At 58.8% G+C, this 15,194-nt stretch carries 13 protein-coding genes; 11 read left to right on the forward strand and 2 right to left on the reverse strand.

What is annotated here, in order from left to right:
- The first annotated feature begins 104 nt into the window (after nt 1–104).
- A complete protein-coding gene (locus tag HGP17_RS23975; RefSeq protein ID WP_168812968.1) occupies nt 105–1,865 on the forward strand; it encodes an ABC transporter substrate-binding protein in 1,761 nt (586 codons plus the stop codon).
- 155 nt (nt 1,866–2,020) lie between these two features.
- On the opposite strand, the gene HGP17_RS34055 is transcribed toward HGP17_RS23975, so the two are convergent.
- Nucleotides 2,021–2,644 carry a GntR family transcriptional regulator gene (locus tag HGP17_RS34055; RefSeq protein ID WP_168812969.1) on the reverse strand — a complete coding sequence of 208 codons (624 nt, stop codon included), beginning with the start codon at nt 2,642–2,644 and terminating at the stop codon, nt 2,021–2,023.
- Between the two features lie 137 nt (nt 2,645–2,781).
- Between HGP17_RS34055 and HGP17_RS23985 the strand changes: the two genes are divergently transcribed.
- Genes HGP17_RS23985 through HGP17_RS24005 form a run of 5 tightly spaced genes read left to right on the forward strand, consistent with a single transcriptional unit; the run spans nt 2,782 to nt 8,600 of the window.
- Nucleotides 2,782–3,672: an alpha/beta hydrolase gene (locus HGP17_RS23985; RefSeq protein ID WP_205926105.1), complete on the forward strand. Its 891-nt coding sequence runs from the start codon at nt 2,782–2,784 to the stop codon at nt 3,670–3,672.
- 27 nt (nt 3,673–3,699) lie between these two features.
- The gene (locus HGP17_RS23990; protein ID WP_168812970.1) at nt 3,700–5,244 is read left to right on the forward strand and encodes an ABC transporter substrate-binding protein; all 1,545 of its coding nucleotides are present in this window, start codon (nt 3,700–3,702) and stop codon (nt 5,242–5,244) included.
- Nucleotides 5,245–5,271: 27 nt separating this feature from the next.
- Nucleotides 5,272–6,216, forward strand: coding sequence for an ABC transporter permease (locus HGP17_RS23995; RefSeq protein ID WP_168812971.1), 945 nt, complete (start codon nt 5,272–5,274; stop codon nt 6,214–6,216).
- Nucleotides 6,210–7,025, forward strand: coding sequence for an ABC transporter permease (locus HGP17_RS24000; RefSeq protein ID WP_168813182.1), 816 nt, complete (start codon nt 6,210–6,212; stop codon nt 7,023–7,025). The genes HGP17_RS23995 and HGP17_RS24000 overlap by 7 nt, the downstream gene beginning before the upstream one ends.
- Complete coding sequence (locus HGP17_RS24005; RefSeq protein ID WP_168812972.1) at nt 7,026–8,600, forward strand: ABC transporter ATP-binding protein; 1,575 nt, start codon at nt 7,026–7,028, stop codon at nt 8,598–8,600. It begins immediately after the preceding gene.
- A gap of 94 nt (nt 8,601–8,694) precedes the next feature.
- Here the strand turns inward: HGP17_RS24005 and HGP17_RS24010 are convergent, their stop codons facing one another.
- Complete coding sequence (locus tag HGP17_RS24010) at nt 8,695–9,702, reverse strand: LacI family DNA-binding transcriptional regulator (RefSeq protein ID WP_168812973.1); 1,008 nt, start codon at nt 9,700–9,702, stop codon at nt 8,695–8,697.
- Nucleotides 9,703–9,904: 202 nt separating this feature from the next.
- On the opposite strand from HGP17_RS24010, the gene HGP17_RS24015 reads away from it, so the two are divergent.
- The 5 genes from HGP17_RS24015 (at nt 9,905) to HGP17_RS24035 (ending at nt 15,192) form a co-directional block, all read left to right on the forward strand.
- Nucleotides 9,905–11,224, forward strand: a complete 1,320-nt coding sequence (locus HGP17_RS24015) for an alpha-L-fucosidase (RefSeq protein ID WP_168812974.1) — start codon at nt 9,905–9,907, stop codon at nt 11,222–11,224.
- Between the two features lie 34 nt (nt 11,225–11,258).
- Complete coding sequence (locus HGP17_RS24020; protein ID WP_168812975.1) at nt 11,259–12,044, forward strand: DUF4037 domain-containing protein; 786 nt, start codon at nt 11,259–11,261, stop codon at nt 12,042–12,044.
- Nucleotides 12,045–12,131: 87 nt separating this feature from the next.
- Nucleotides 12,132–13,346, forward strand: a complete 1,215-nt coding sequence (locus HGP17_RS24025; protein ID WP_168812976.1) for a sugar ABC transporter substrate-binding protein — start codon at nt 12,132–12,134, stop codon at nt 13,344–13,346.
- A 75-nt stretch (nt 13,347–13,421) separates the two neighbouring features.
- Nucleotides 13,422–14,348 (forward strand): sugar ABC transporter permease, encoded by a 927-nt coding sequence (locus tag HGP17_RS24030; RefSeq protein WP_168813183.1) that lies wholly within the window; start codon nt 13,422–13,424, stop codon nt 14,346–14,348.
- Nucleotides 14,338–15,192 (forward strand): carbohydrate ABC transporter permease, encoded by an 855-nt coding sequence (locus HGP17_RS24035; RefSeq protein ID WP_168812977.1) that lies wholly within the window; start codon nt 14,338–14,340, stop codon nt 15,190–15,192. The genes HGP17_RS24030 and HGP17_RS24035 overlap by 11 nt, the downstream gene beginning before the upstream one ends.
- Nucleotides 15,193–15,194: the final 2 nt, after the last annotated feature.

Here is a 15,194-nt window from a genome sequence, read left to right on the forward strand (position 1 = left end):
GTCTCAGCCTGGTAGCTGCGGTCGGGACGGCTGCGGTTGACATTGACCCACGGCAGGAGAAAACTCCTGGCGTGGGTTCCAGATCTTTCCCGATCAGGTGTCGAATGATGGCGGAGGCCTTAAAATCTCGCGATACATGGCGATGCCTCGTCGATAAGGACGGGAGGATAGAGGAGCTCGAGGATCGAACAGGTGCTGACTATATCAAGGCCTTCGATCCTGTCGTGCGCTATGCACAGGCATTGCTGTTTTCAGAGCGAGACCATCTGGCCTTTTGCTATGCCGGCCATGAGAGCAAATGGTATCGCGTGATTGTTCATCGGAACGCAGTTGCGCATGGGCGGCAGTTTTCCTCAGTCCAGATGCAGCTGGTCGACCCCGCATTTGGCATGACCATGCGCGAACTCGACATCCTGACGCTGCTGGCCGGAGGCCTTAGCAACGAGAATATTGCCGCACGGTTGGCGATCAGCATGCGGACCGTGGCAAAACACGTCGAAAATCTCTTCGGCAAAACTCAATTATTCAGCCGCACCGCGCTGGCAAGTTATGCGGTCGACAAGGGACTCTTTCGCCTTCCGACGCCAGGAGGATGTGCCGGGCGTACGATTGGAGCAACGGAGATCGAACAAATCGCAGACCGTTTGTCCATATCCAAAGAGCCAGAACGGCATATCCAACGGATCGGCACCTCTGTTCTACGCCCGATAATGATCGGAATCCCCTATGTGGAAGAGGGGCCAGGTGCTGCCGATTCAATCGAGTTGCTCAACGGATCCGAGCTTGCGATCTCGGAAATTAATCAGCGTGGCGGTGTGCTTGGGCGAACGGTGATGATTGCACCGGTCGGTTTCAAAAGCGGCAACGAAACGAGCGCTCGAGAGGCTTATGTAAAGCTGATCGAAGCCGAGGTTGATGCAATCAGTGCGGGTTATGCCTGCTATTCGCCAGCAGTTCACGATGTGGTGGGAGAGGCCCGCCTGCCATATCTTCATGCGGCGACGATGGGGAGCGCGGTGGAGCGTGTGCGCGACAGCGGGCCTCGCCTTCGCAATATTTTTCAAACATGCGCGAGCGATATCAACTATGGCCTTGGTCTTGTTCGGTTTGTTCGCCAAATGCAACACGGCACGAGCCTGTGCGCTCGGGGAAGGCGCCTCGCCATAGTGCAGCCCACCTCACGGATGATCGACATCGGGATCGATCGTATCGAAGCAGGGCTTGCACGGAATGGATGGCAGGTCGACGTCGTTGATGTCGCCCACGACGCCCCGGATAGCTGGTCGAAGGCTATCGAGGCGCTTCATCGGCTTGCGCCTTCCATAATCGTCGTTTCCTCCTTCTTCGTGGAGGATGCGATTGCGTTTCAGCGCGCTTTCGTCAGGTCGCCATTACCCGCGATCATATACAACATCTACGCGCCATCGGTTCCGCAGTTTCGCCAGGAACTCGGCGAGTCGAGCGAAGGGATTGTCTGGGCAACGACGAGCGGCCTTTATTCGGATCGGATCGGCGGGGCTTTCCGTGATCGATACCAGACCCAGTTCGACGTCATGCCGGGCAGCTCACAGGCAGGGCTAGCCTATGACAGAGTCAACCTCCTCGTCGGAGCGTGGATGAGAACGGGCCATCCTCGCATATTCAAAGAGGTTTTGACCGGGATTCGTTCATCGATCAGCAGAGGGGTGAACGGTGCCTATCATTTCGGCAATGATGGTCAGGTCGGCCTTGCCTATCCCGACGACACCACGGATCTTTCGATCAGCCAGGCGCATCTCGTTTTCCAGGTTCAGAAAGGGCGGAACGTGATCATTGGGCCCGCCCCGTTCGCTCAGGCCCGTATGTGTATCCCACCCTGGTTCTGACCCGCGGAAGAGGCGATGCGATCAGCGGATGCGTTTAAATAAGTTGCCCGAGTTTCACTGTCCTATGGCATCGGCTCTTGGGCTGCGCAACCTTGGTTCGTATCCCATCAAGAGCATCCGAGGCAGGCTTCGGTTGCCGGCGCATGATTCCTCATTCAGGCTACAGGCTGCAGTATGTGCGCGGCCAAGACATGTTTCAGGCCCTCGGCGTCCTGCCTGCGGATCGCATCGATCATCAGGAAATGTTCGCGTGAAGATAGCCGCGCGCGCGCCATATCGGGCCATTGCGACATGGGCGATGCCGGCACGTAGCCGCGCAGGTCGATCACCAGCTTTATCAATTCGCGATTGGCGCAGAGACCGGCGAGAGCGACATGGAAGGCCTGGTTGGTTTCATAGCGGTCGGCAATACTTCCGGTCTCCACGGCAGTGTCGAACCGGCCGGCGAGTTCGGTGAGCTCGGCAAGGCTATCGTCATTTGCGCCCGCAAGAATGCTGTCGACCATCGAGATCTCCAGCGTGACGCGGATGTCCCTCAGCTCCTGCTGGCGGCGCTCATCGGGTGCCGGAACATAGAAGCCGCGCTCGGGGATCTGTTCGACGAGACGGCGTTGCAGGAGTATTTCGAGCGCGCGGCGAACATCGGCGCGCGAGGCCTGGTAGCGGCGCTCGACGTCCACTTGCTTCAACCATGTGCCTGTGCTCAACGCGCCGGAACGGATGTCCTTTGCGATGATTTCCGCGACTTCATCGGAGCGGCGCACCTTGGAGTTTTCCACGCTGAACGATTCCCATACCTAAGAATATCGCGGTTCATATCAATTTCTCCCCCCGCAATGAAGATTTCTTCTTGTCAGTTTCGTGTCGGTGTGTGATTTTGGATGCAAAATGAGATCCAAAAATAACGTGGAACGACATGCACTCATCTTCAGATCACGCGGCCTCCGGCATCGACGCCTCAATCATGTCCTCCCCGTCATCCTACGAACAGGGGGCAACGACGGTCCTTGCGCTTTCCAGCGACCCGAGGTTCAGCTACTGCCTTTATGTTCCAAAGTCCGGCGATGTCGGAGAGCGATCGCTGCTGTCGGTGATTCATGGCAGCTACCGCAACTTCACAATCCATCGCGATCAGTTTCAGGACTTCGCCGAAGCCAACAACTGCATGATCCTGGCGCCGTTGTTTCCCGGAAACGTGCTCGGCGACGGCAATCTCGATGGCTTCAAGTACATGCTCGAAGGTGATATTCGCTATGACCGGATTCTGGAACAGATGGTTTCGGAAGTCTGCATGCGCTACGGCATTGCGGATGATCGCTTCGGGCTTGTCGGTTTTTCAGGCGGCGCGCATTTCGCCCACCGCTTCTTCCTGCTGCGGCCGCACCGCTTGTGGGGCGTATCTGTCGGAGCTCCGGGATCTGTGACGCTGCTCGATCCGCACCGCGACTGGTGGACGGGCGTGCGCGATATCGAAGACCTGTTCGGGATGACGCTGGATGGCGCGCAGCTCGCCACGGTCCCAGTTCAGCTTGTCGTCGGAGACGCGGATCTCGACACCGGCGAAATTCATCATCGTCCTGGCCGGCGCTATTGGGTCGAAGGTGCCAATGATGCAGGTGCGACCAGACCAGAGCGTCTGCGCACGCTGGAGCGCTCTTTGCTGAAGGACCGCATCGCCGTTGTCTTCGAGCTGCTGCCCGGCGTCGGACACGAGGCGGAGCCGATCTTTGCGGCGGCACAGTCCTTTCTGTCGGATAGCCTCGAGGCGCATCGAGCCGGCAAGGCCCGCGACAGCAGCTCATCATAATTCCATAAAACAAGGGGAACTGCATCCATGCTTTCAACACGAACATTGCTTCTGCTGTCGAGCCTGCTCACCGCAAGCACGGCCATGGCAAGCGAAGTCAAAGTTGCGCTGACGGCCGATATTCTCAGCACCAATCCGGGTGTGACCCGTGACGACAATACCGACGGCGTGATGCTCAATATCGTCGAGGGTCTCGTGGGCTACGGCGAGGGCGGCACGGTCAAGCCGCTATTGGCGAAATCGGTCGATATCTCGAAAGACGGGCTTGTCTATACGTTCAAGCTACGGTCGGGCATTACGTTTCACAACGGCGCGGCGCTCACGTCGGCCGATGTCTTGTGGAACTGGACGCGCTATACGAACCCGGCAACGAAATGGCGCTGCCTGCCCGATGTCGACGGCACCAACGGCGTCAAGGTTACCTCCGTCGAGGCGCCGGACACCGACACGGTGGTCATGCATATCGACAAGCCGAACGCCCTGTTCCTCGATACCCTGGCACGCACCGATTGCGGCGGCACCGCCATCCTCAACAGCGCCTCGCTCAATGCCGATGGCAGCTGGAACAAGCCGATCGGCACCGGTCCTTTTGTATTTGTCGACTGGAAGAAGGGACAATCCATCAGCCTGAAGAAGTTCGATCATTATGTCTCGCCAGAGGGGACGGGGTTTGATGGCTATGTCGGCAATAAGGTGCCCAAGGTCGACACGGTGACTTTCGTCGAGGTTCCAGATGCGTCGACCGTCAAGGCCGCCCTTCTGTCAGGTGGTGTCGATGTCGCCCAGGCGCTGACCTCGGATGTCGCGGAATTGAAGACAGACAAGGGGATCGTCGTCATCACGCCGAGCGACGCCTCCAAGCACGCCATCCTGTTTCAGACGAAGGATCCCCTTTTCAGCGACGTCAAGTTCCGGCAAGCCATCGTCGCAGCCCTCGATCTCAACCAACTGGTCGGCTTTGCTTCCGATGGCCTCTCAAGCCCGAGCAGTTCTGCAGTTTTTGCGGCCTCGCCCTACAATGATGCTGTCCAAAAATCGACGTTCCAGTATGACCCGCAAAAGGCAAAGCAATTGCTCGCGGAAAGCGGCTACAAGGGGCAACCGATCAAGCTGATCGCTAACAAGCGCGCGCCCATGCCAAGTTCGCAGGTCGCCCTGGTCGCGCAGTCGATGCTGCAGGCAGCCGGCATCAATGTCGAGATCGAGATTCTGGAATGGGCGACCCAGCTGGAGAAGTATAATTCCGGTGATTATCAGATGATGTCATTCTCATACTCGTCTCGTCTCGATCCCGCCTTGAGCTTCGAGCAATTTGCCGGCGATAAGACGAAGCAGCCGCGAAAGGTTTGGGACAATGCCAAGGCCTTGGCGCTTATCGACCAGGCGAAGGTGGTGACCGATCCGCAGCAGCGTCAGCAGATCTTTGATCAATTGCACCAGATGATGCTTGCCGATGCACCGCTGATCATTCTCTATAATGGCTTGACGGCTTGGGCTTACAGGGATCGCGTCGAGAATTTCAAGCCATGGGAAGGCAAGCCGCGTCTCTGGGGCATGACGGTCAACCAGTAAGACTGACGAGCGACTGGGAGATCGGACATGCTTCGATATGTCTTGAAGCGACTTTTGTGGTCGATACCAACCATCCTGCTTGTTGCCGTCAGCGTCTTCGCGCTAATCCGCCTCATTCCAGGCGATCCGGCCCTCCTGATACTGGGAGACCGGGCAACACCGGAGACGCTGGCTGCCCTGCGTGATCAGCTGGGCCTGGACAGAGCGTTGCCCGTCCAGTTCCTGCTATGGATGGGAAACGCCTTGCACGGCGATCTCGGGCAATCGATACGCACCGGCGAGCCGGTCCTGCCTCTGATCATCGGGCGCTTTCAAGTGAGTTTCGAAATCGTGCTGCCGGCGGTGATCCTGTCTGCGGTGTTCGCGGTACCGCTTGGTACGCTCGCCGCCTGGCGGCAGAATACCAGTCTCGATATCGCGACCGTCGCCGGCGCAACCTTGCTCCTTTCGATCCCGACCTTCTGGATGGGATTGCTGCTTCTGCTGCTTTTCGGCATGCGGCTTGGCTGGCTTCCGGTCGTTGGTTACGTCTCTATCGGGGACAATTGGCTGGCAGGATTGATCTATCTCGTCATGCCCATCTCGACATTGGTCATTCACGAGGTCGGCGGCATTCTCAGAATGGCCAGGGCCTCGACGCTCGAGGTTCTTCGCCTCGATTATGTCACGCATGCGCGCGTCAAAGGCCTGTCGGAGACACAGATTCTCCTCCATCATGTGGTCGGCAATTCCTTTGGGCCGACATGGACATTGCTGGGGCTGATCATGGGAAATTTGCTTGGCGGCATTGCCATTGTCGAGACTATTTTCACGATCCCTGGCCTTGGTCGCCTGCTTGTGGATGCAATTTTTGCCAGAGACTATCCCGTCATTCAGGGCTGCCTCCTGTGCATCTCCCTTTTCTACGTCGCGATCAATCTTGTGGTCGATTTCGTCTATCCGCTTTTTGATCCAAGGGTTGCTGCATCGTGAAGCTTCGTTTCAATCTACTTGTCGGCGGCGTGACGCTCGCCTGCGTCTCGACCGCAGCCCTGATCGCTCTTGTCTGGACGCCGCATGATCCGCTGGCTCTCGGCTTTACCTCGCGCTTGCGTCCACCTGGTTCCATGTTCCTGCTCGGCAGCGATGAGTTCGGCCGCGACGTGCTCAGCCGGTTGATGGTGGGTGCCGGTCCCTCGCTCGGCATCAGCATGCTTGCCGTCTTGACCGCTCTGACGATCGGTACGGCATTCGGCGTGGCAAGCGGCTATTGGCGAGGCTGGCCGGATCGCATCGTCATGACCCTCAATGATGCGTTGATGGCGTTTCCGGGGATTCTTCTCGCCCTCGGGTTGCTCGCCGTTCTTGGGGCCAATGTGCAGGGCATCGTCCTGGCGCTCGGGCTTGCTTTCACGCCCGCGGTCACGCGCATCGTGCGCGGGACCGTCATGTCGGTGCGCGAGCGCGAATTCGTGCAGGCGTCACGCATCATGGGCAATTCGGAGATCTATACCCTGGCGCGTCATGTCCTTCCAAACTGCCTCGCGCCACTCATCGTACTTGCAACATCCATGCTCGGATGGGCGCTGCTTGCCGAAAGCGCCTTGAGCTTCCTGGGGCTTGGACTGGCGCCACCGGCGCCGACCTGGGGCAACATGCTGTCTTCGAGCAGGACATTCCTGTCGCAGGCGCCCTGGCTTGGAATATTTCCCGGCCTGGCGATCTCGATCACTCTCCTCGCCATGAACCTGCTCGGTGACGCCTTGCGCGATATTCTCGATCCGCGCATGAGAGGAATTTAGATGGCCGGCCTTCTCGAAATAGACAATCTGACGCTTTCGCGTGAGAAAACAGGCGATCCGGTGGTCAAGTCCGTCAGCTTTTCTATGCAGGCCGGTGAAATTGTCGGCATCGTCGGAGAGTCCGGTTCGGGCAAGACGATGGTTGCTCGGTCGATCTTGCGACTTGTTCCTCCCGGCCTGAAGCAGGCTTCCGGCAGCATCGTGGTCAACGGCCGGAATATCGCTGATCTTTTAACACGGGAACTGCGTTCGGTGAGAGGCGGTGTCGTCGGCATGATCTTTCAGGAGCCGATGACATCCCTCAATCCGTCGATGAAAATCGGGCGCCAGCTGGAAGAAGGATTGCGACTACATCGGCAATATCCGCGCAACGAACGTCACAGGCGTATCGTCGACATGCTCTCGCGCGTCGGCATTCGCAATCCCGAAGCCGCACTTGACAGCTATCCGCATCAATTTTCCGGCGGCATGCGTCAGCGTATCATGATTGCGTCCACGATGCTGCTGGAGCCGCAGCTGCTGATCGCCGACGAGCCGACAACCGCTCTCGACGCAATCGTCCAGAAAGACGTGCTCGAGCTCATGATCGGGCTTGCCCGCGCAAAGAACACCGCCATCCTTATCGTCAGTCATGACCTCGCGATGATCTCCCGCTACACGGATCGTACGATCGTCATGGCGCAGGGTGCAATCGTGGAGGCCGGACCGACGTCCGAGACGATGGGCAACCCGACCCATCCCTATACCCGCAAGCTGCTGGCCTCGATTCCCAGGCGAGCGCCAGCCAGGATCGAAGACGGATTGAAGCCTCTCATCGAGGTCAAGGGACTGGCGGTGGACTATCCGACGGCGGAGCGGATGGCGTGGAAAGCGGCATCGAAGCGCGTTGTCGATAATATCGAACTCAATGTCTATCCAGGCGAGGTGGTTGCCGTTGTCGGTGAATCCGGCTCCGGCAAGACCACGATAGGCAAGGCGATCACCGGCCTTCTTCAGCCATCAGCGGGTGTGCTGCTGTTCGAGGGGATGCCGGTGCAGCGCCGGAGTGCGGCCTATCAGGCCTATCGGCGCAATTGTCAGATGGTTTTCCAGGATCCCTATTCGTCGCTCGACCCTCGAATGTCGATCGGAGCCCTGGTGTCCGAACCGCTGCGTCTGGTCTCTGGCTTGGGCGCGGCTGAAAGACGCGAGCGCATGCTTTCTATGCTGAACGAGGTGGGGCTTGCCGCGGAGTTCGCCGAGCGTCTCCCGCATCAGCTCTCGGGCGGTCAGCGACAGCGGGTCGCGATCGCCAGGGCGTTGATCGGTGACCCCAAATTCATCGTCGCCGACGAACCGGTATCCGCGCTCGATGTTACCATTCGCGCGCAGGTGCTGGATCTGTTCAATCGCCTGCAGCAGCGGCACGGCTTTTCCTGCCTGTTCATCAGCCATGACCTCGACGTCGTCGAAGCCATCGCCGATCGTGTTTATATCATGCGTGCCGGCGGAATCGTGGAATGTGGAAAAACGCATGCCATTTTCACGAGTCCGAGCCATGATTATACCCGGCAGCTGCTCGCATCGCGCAGCTGAGTGTGGTCGGGCCTGAGCGGTCGGGTAGAGCGTTAGACATTGAATGGTTGATCCAGTCGCGGCATCCTTTCTCACGAAAGGATACACGCAAGAGCTAAATCCGCCGGCAGGAATTGCCCGGAACGAATTTTGGTGTCAGCACAAAGTCCTGCGGTGGCTCGACGGCGCCTTGCGGATTTGTGATGCGGTGCATGAGGCGTCTTGCAATGATGCTGCCGAGCGCCAGTGTATCCTGCACCACCATGGTGATGCGGGGTGTGATCACCGAACTCCACTGCACATTGTCGATCATGGCGAGCGATATGTCCTCGGGACAACGGAAGCCCAATTCCTGCATGGCCTGCAGCGCCGAAAGCGCCACGGTGTTGTTGGCGCCCAGGATCGCCGTCGGGCGCTCGGGCTGGATGAGGAGCCGCATGGCCGCTTCATAGCCTGCAGTCCGCGTAAACTGCCCATCGACAACAAGATTTGGATTCACCTCGACGCCGGCATTGGCCATGGTTTCGGCAAAACCGCGATATCTCTCGGTTGCCGTACGCATGTGGCTTGGACCGGTGATGAACGCAATGCGCCGGTGACCAAGCTGCAAGAGATGCTCGGTCAGCATCGCGCCGGCAAGATAATTGTCTGATCCGACGAAATCGCGCTCGATGCCCGCGACTTTCTGGTCGAAACAGACGATTGGTACGTTCAGGCTCGCCACAAAGTCGATATAGCCCTGATCATAGCCTGACGGCGCAAGCGCAAGGCCCGCGGTCTTGAGCCCGATCAGATGTTCGACCATGGCCCTTTCGCGGTCCGTCTTGCCGGAGGAATCCGTGACCACGACGAAATGCTCGTGGTCGAGAGCATAATTTTCCAGCTCGCGCCGGATATCGCCGAAGAACGGGTTGCCAACGTTGCCGACCACGAAGCCGATCATGCGGCTGCGCCCGCGTGCCAGGCTTTGCGCCAGCGGATCGGCAACAAAGCCGACTGCGGCAATAGCCTGGCGAATTTTTTCCAGCGTCTTGGAACTCACGCGCGCCGGATTGCTGAGCGCGAGCGAGACCGTTGAGACGGATACGTCAGCGAGCTTGGCGACGTCGCGAATTGTGGCCATGAATTTTTCGAACCGTTTCTATCGCCTTGGGCTTTCCTGTTGAAGGGTCTCCCTCCATGAATCACCGTCATAAATCTAACATTTGCCGAGCATGAAGCAATATGCGGAAAGAGATTTCAACAGCGCGCTTGACATAGGGCACGATAGAATCAATGATTAAATCGAACCGGTTCGATAGAGCCCTAACACTTTGGAGGATGGTGTGAGCGACGCAGCGATCAGCGGTGGCCAGAATGTGGTCGATGGCAAGGCATGGTTTGGACAAGACCGCTTCGGCATGTTCATTCACTTCGGGCTGTATGCCCTGGGAGCGCGCCACGAATGGCTGAAAAACCGCGAGGAATTCACCACCGAGGCCTATCAGAAGTATTTCGACAATTTCGATCCCGATCTCTATGACGGCCGGGAATGGGCGCGTCGCGCCCGCCAGGCCGGCATGAAATATGTCGTTCTGACGGCCAAACATCATGAAGGCTTCTGCCTGTGGGACAGCAAGGTCACCGACTACAAGGTCACCAATACGCCCTACGGCAAGGACCTGATCGGCCCTTACGTCGAAGCGCTTCGCGCAGAGGGTCTGAAGGTCGGCTTCTACTACTCGCTGCTCGACTGGCATCATCCGGATTTCCCGATCGATGCCCATCACCCGCAGCGCAATCACCCCGACGCCGCCAATCTTAATGAGGGCCGCGACGTCAAGCGTTACGCTAAATACATGCGCGACCAGGTAACCGAACTCCTGACGAACTTCGGCAAGATCGATGTGATCTGGTTCGATTTCAGCTATCCCCGCCGTGTCTACAAGGGCCTGCCCGGAAAGGGCCGCGCCGATTGGGAAAGCGACGATCTCGTCAAACTGGTGCGAGAGCTGCAGCCCGACATCATCATCGGCGATCGTCTCGACCTGCCACGCGACGCTGATCACATGCCCGATCTGGTGACGCCGGAACAATATACGCCGCGCGTTGCTCCGACCGTCGCCGGCCTGCCGGTGCGCTGGGAAGCCTGCCACACCTTCAGCGGCTCCTGGGGCTACTATCGCGACGAAACCAGCTGGAAGGATGCCGGCCAGCTCATCAACATTCTTGTCGATACGGTTTCGCTCGGCGGCAACCTGTTGATGAACGTCGGCCCGACCGGCCGCGGCACCTTCGATGCCCGCGCCATCACGGCGCTCGACACCTATGGCGAATGGATGCGGCTGAACGGCCGCGCGATTTACGGTGCCGGGCCGTCCACCTACAAGGCGCCGAACGGTTGCCGCTTTACCCAGAACGGCAACCGGCTCTACCTGCATATTCAGACCTGGCCGTTCCGGCACATTCACATCGAAGGACTGGGGCGCAAGGTGAAATATGCGCAGTTCCTGCATGACGCCAGCGAGCTGCATTGGCTCGACCCAGACGCCGAAGTCGATTCAAACATCGGTGTTGCCGTCGGCGACGGGATCCTGACGCTGGAACTGCCGGTGCTGAAACCGGATGTCGTGACCCCCGTCATCGAATTGATCCTCAAGGACTGAAGGAGATAGCAAAGCCCAGCCGCCCGGTGACGCTATGAGCCGTGAAGCCGAACTCATTGCTGCGATGACGCCTTTGATTGCCGATCTGGCGGAAGACGGCAATGGTGCTGTCGCGCTCGCCGGTTCGCGCGGCAAGGGACGCTCGGATGCGCAATCGGATTTCGATTTCAGGGTCTATGCCGATGCCTATCGGGGGCCGGAGGTTCGCCAAAGCGCTGCGTGGCGGCGTTTCGACGCCGCGCTGCGTGGCTGGCAAGCCGAGGGGATCCGCATGGACGGCGTCTGGATGCGGCGCTACGCCGGCGTTCAGCGCGATCTCGATTCCTGGCGTGCCGGTATCGTCGTGCCCAAGAGCTTCGAATGGACGATCTGGGGTTATCACCTGCCGACGGATCTTGCCAGCCAGCAGATCATCGCCGATCCACGAGGTTTGCTAGCCGGCTGGAAACAGCAGCTGGCGCAGTATCCTGAAGAGCTGAGAGCTTCGGTCCTTGGCCAATATATGCAGGTACTGCGCTACTGGTCCAAGGACTATCACTATGAGAGCAAGGTCGTTCGCCGGGATCTCGTCTTTCTTGTGGGACTGACGGGCAAGCTTGCCAACGCCATTCTGCAGACGGTCTTCGCGTTCAATCGGGTCTATTTCCCGGGCGACGGGTGGAACTTGCCGATGGCGGCTGAGCTTGAGCGGCTGCCGCCTGACTTTCTGCGGCGAATGACCGCCATTCTGGAGCCCGGGCAGGGGCCGGATACCTGGCGTCGCCAGCGCATGGAGCTGATCGGCCTCATTGCCGACTTGGAGGCCATGATCGCGGCTTGAACGAGCCGCAAGACCAAGCCGGAGGGGGAGCGTCCGGAGTGTGATGCACGTCACTGCAACCAAAGTCATTCTGGAGGAGGAACCATCATGAAACGTTCATTGATCTTTGCTGCCGCCCTTGCGGCGACTTCACTATCCGGTCTTGACGCCAAGGCTGAAGATGCCCCTGTGACCTTGACCTGGCAGATGTGGGGCGAACCCAACGATGCACAGCTCTGGCAGCAGTTGGCGGATCTCGTCAACGCGCAATATCCCGACATCAAGGTCAAGATTCAGCTGTCCGGCTGGACGGATTACTGGACGCGCCTGCCGGTACTGGCAGCCTCGGGACAGGTCGCCGACATCGTCTCCATGCAGTCGATGCGCGTCCCGAACTTCTATTCGATCCTCACGCCGCTCGACGACTATCTGAAGAGTAGCGATGTCAAGGTTGCGGACTTCGAGACATCGATCATGTCCGGGCTTTCAAGCGACGGCAAGCTCTATGCGCTGCCTTATGACGTCGGCCCGTGGATGGTCTTCTACAATCGTGACAAGTTCGCCGCAGCCGGTTTGAAGGAGCCAGCCAAGGACTGGACGTTCGACGATTTCAAGGCTGACGCCAAGGCGTTGACCAAGGACGGAACCTATGGCTACGGCACGCAGGCATTCGATTTCATCGCCGGCCCGGTCGCGCTCGGCGCGGATTATTTCAATGCCGACAATGAATTCGACCTCACCAATGCCGGTTTCGTCGACGCCTTCAGCAAATATGCGGATCTTACCGCAAAGGATAGGTTTTCACCGGTCTTTGCTTCCGCGGCCGACGCTTCCGCCGCAAGCGGTCGCTTCGCCTCGGGCAATGTCGCCATGTATATCGACGGTCCTTGGACGCTGATTACCGCACAAGCCAATGTGAAGTTCAAAATTGGCATTGCTCCGCTGCCGCGCGGCGCTGGGCCATCGCGCTTCATCACGGCCGGATCCGGCTGGGGTATTTCAGCCACCAGCCAGCACAAGGATGCTGCCTTCAAGGCGCTGCAGGTGCTGACCGGTCCGAAAGCCGCCGAAATCCTCGGCTCGGCCGGGCGCGCGCTGCCGGCCCGCCTTGCCCAGCAGACGTCCTGGTACGACGGGGCGGCTAAGAATGTCAGCGGCACTCGCGACACGCTGGAATATATGTTCGCCCACACCACGCCATTCCGCATCAACGAGAAATGGAACCAGTTCGAAAACCTGGTGATGCAGTATGTTCCGCTTGCGCTGACGGGAGACTCGAAGCCCGAGGGCGTCCTCAGCGACATTCAAAGCCAGCTACCATAGCCTTGGCACCTGGTCGGCCTGCGGCCGGGCCTACCGGCTCGACCGCGGCGCCCTGCCGAAAAGGAGAAGCTCATGATGCTGGGCAAGCACACCGACATGATCGCAAGACCAAGGCCACGCTCGCGCAAATGGTTCAGAGGTGAGGGATGGACGGCATTGTTCTTCCTGTTGCCGGGCCTGATCGGCATCGTCCTGTTTCTCGTCCTGCCGATCCTCGCCTCGATCGCGCTCAGCTTCACCAATTGGCAATTGCTTGGCACGCCCCGCTTCGTCGGTTTTTCCAATTATGTGCGCCTGTTTACGACCGACCCGCAATTCTGGACGGTCATGCGCAACACCATCTTCTTCACAGTCGAATATCTGGTGCTCAATATCGTTATCTCGTTGGGGCTGGCGACCTGGATTTCGAGCCTGAAAATCGGTCAGCGCTGGTTCCGCGTCATCTTCTTTCTACCGACTTTCACCCCGCTCATCGCCGTTGCCATGGTCTGGATGCTGATCTTTACGAGCGGCGGCCTGTTCGACAGTCTGATGGCGGCGCTGTCGCTTCCCTTCGCCGGCATTCTTAACGATCGGACAATGGCCATGCAGGCCGTCGTGCTCACCTCGATCTGGGCCGGCGTCGGCTACAACACGGTTCTTTTCAACGCCGCGCTCGACATGGTGCCGGCAACCTATCTGGAAGCAGCACGTATCGATGGCGCCACGGCCTGGGATCGCTTTTGGAAAATCCGTCTGCCGCTGATCTCGCCGACGCTATTCTTCGGCACCGTCATGACGGCGATCACCTCGTTACAGGTGTTCGACCAGATTTTCGTCATGACCAAGGGTGGCCCGGGATCCTCCACCGCGACACTCGGCTACGCTATTTACCAGCGAGGCTTTCAGAACTTTCAGATGGGCTATGCCTCTGCCATCGCCTGGGTCATGTTCGCGCTGATCATGGTGCTGACCGCCCTGCAATTCTGGTTCCAGCGCAAATGGGTGCACTATGACGCTTAACTCTGAAACGAGGGCACGCCGGAGGCTTGTGCTCGATATTGTCAATCATGCGGCCCTTGCGCTCGTCGCAATCGTGTTCCTTTTCCCGTTTTTCTGGATGGTATCGAATGCGGTGCGCTCGAACGCCGAAGTAACGGCGATACCGGTGCACATTCTGCCGGAGGTCTTCGAATGGGGGAATTTCGCCGCCGCGTGGACCCGGCTGCCCTTCGGTCGTTTCTTCCTCAACAGCGCGGTGATCGCCGTCTGCGTAACGGCGATCACCGTCGTTGTCTCCTGCCTCTCCGGCTATGCCTTTGCCCGGCTGAAATTCAGGGGGCGGGAAACGTTGCTGCTTGGCTATATCGGTACGCTGATGGTGCCGCCGCTGATGCTGATCATTCCTCTCTTTCTGATCGTCAACAAGCTGGGTCTGGTCAATACCTTCCCAGGCGTGATCCTACCGATCTCCTTCGGCACCTTTGGCGCCTTCTTGATGCGGCAGTTCTTTCTCTCGATCCCGATGGAGCTTGAGGAAGCGGCCAGGATCGATGGCGCCTCGCGCCTGCGCATCCTCGTCAGCATCATCGTGCCGCTTTCCATGCCGGCGATCGGGCTCTTGTCACTCTTTACCTTCATGGGACAGTGGAACAACTTCCTCTGGCCGTTGATTGTCATGACCGGCGCCGACAACGCCACCTTGCCGGTTGGCCTCACCATGTTCCAGACACAGCAGGGCACGCAGTGGAACTATCTGATGGCGGGCGCAAGCCTTTCCATGCTTCCGGGTATCTTCCTCGCGATCATCCTGCAGAAGCTCATCTACAACAGCATCGCCCTCAATGCGGGCATGGGCGGGCGCTGAAG

It is taken from the genome of Rhizobium sp. P38BS-XIX, from assembly GCF_012641435.1.
In the GTDB taxonomy this organism is placed as follows: domain Bacteria; phylum Pseudomonadota; class Alphaproteobacteria; order Rhizobiales; family Rhizobiaceae; genus Rhizobium.

What these genes read in the sequence shown, in the direction of transcription:
- HGP17_RS23990 (WP_168812970.1), top strand. Translation starts at nt 3,700, where the DNA reads ATGCTTTCAACACGAACATTGCTTCTGCTGTCGAGCCTGCTCACCGCA.
- HGP17_RS24005 (WP_168812972.1), top strand. Translation starts at nt 7,026, where the DNA reads ATGGCCGGCCTTCTCGAAATAGACAATCTGACGCTTTCGCGTGAGAAA.
- HGP17_RS24035 (WP_168812977.1), top strand. Translation starts at nt 14,338, where the DNA reads ATGACGCTTAACTCTGAAACGAGGGCACGCCGGAGGCTTGTGCTCGAT.
- HGP17_RS24030 (WP_168813183.1), top strand. Translation starts at nt 13,422, where the DNA reads ATGCTGGGCAAGCACACCGACATGATCGCAAGACCAAGGCCACGCTCG.
- HGP17_RS24025 (WP_168812976.1), top strand. Translation starts at nt 12,132, where the DNA reads ATGAAACGTTCATTGATCTTTGCTGCCGCCCTTGCGGCGACTTCACTA.
- HGP17_RS23985 (WP_205926105.1), top strand. Translation starts at nt 2,782, where the DNA reads ATGCACTCATCTTCAGATCACGCGGCCTCCGGCATCGACGCCTCAATC.
- HGP17_RS24020 (WP_168812975.1), top strand. Translation starts at nt 11,259, where the DNA reads ATGAGCCGTGAAGCCGAACTCATTGCTGCGATGACGCCTTTGATTGCC.
- HGP17_RS24010 (WP_168812973.1), bottom strand. Translation starts at nt 9,702, where the DNA reads ATGGCCACAATTCGCGACGTCGCCAAGCTCGCTGACGTATCCGTCTCA.
- HGP17_RS23975 (WP_168812968.1), top strand. Translation starts at nt 105, where the DNA reads ATGATGGCGGAGGCCTTAAAATCTCGCGATACATGGCGATGCCTCGTC.
- HGP17_RS23995 (WP_168812971.1), top strand. Translation starts at nt 5,272, where the DNA reads ATGCTTCGATATGTCTTGAAGCGACTTTTGTGGTCGATACCAACCATC.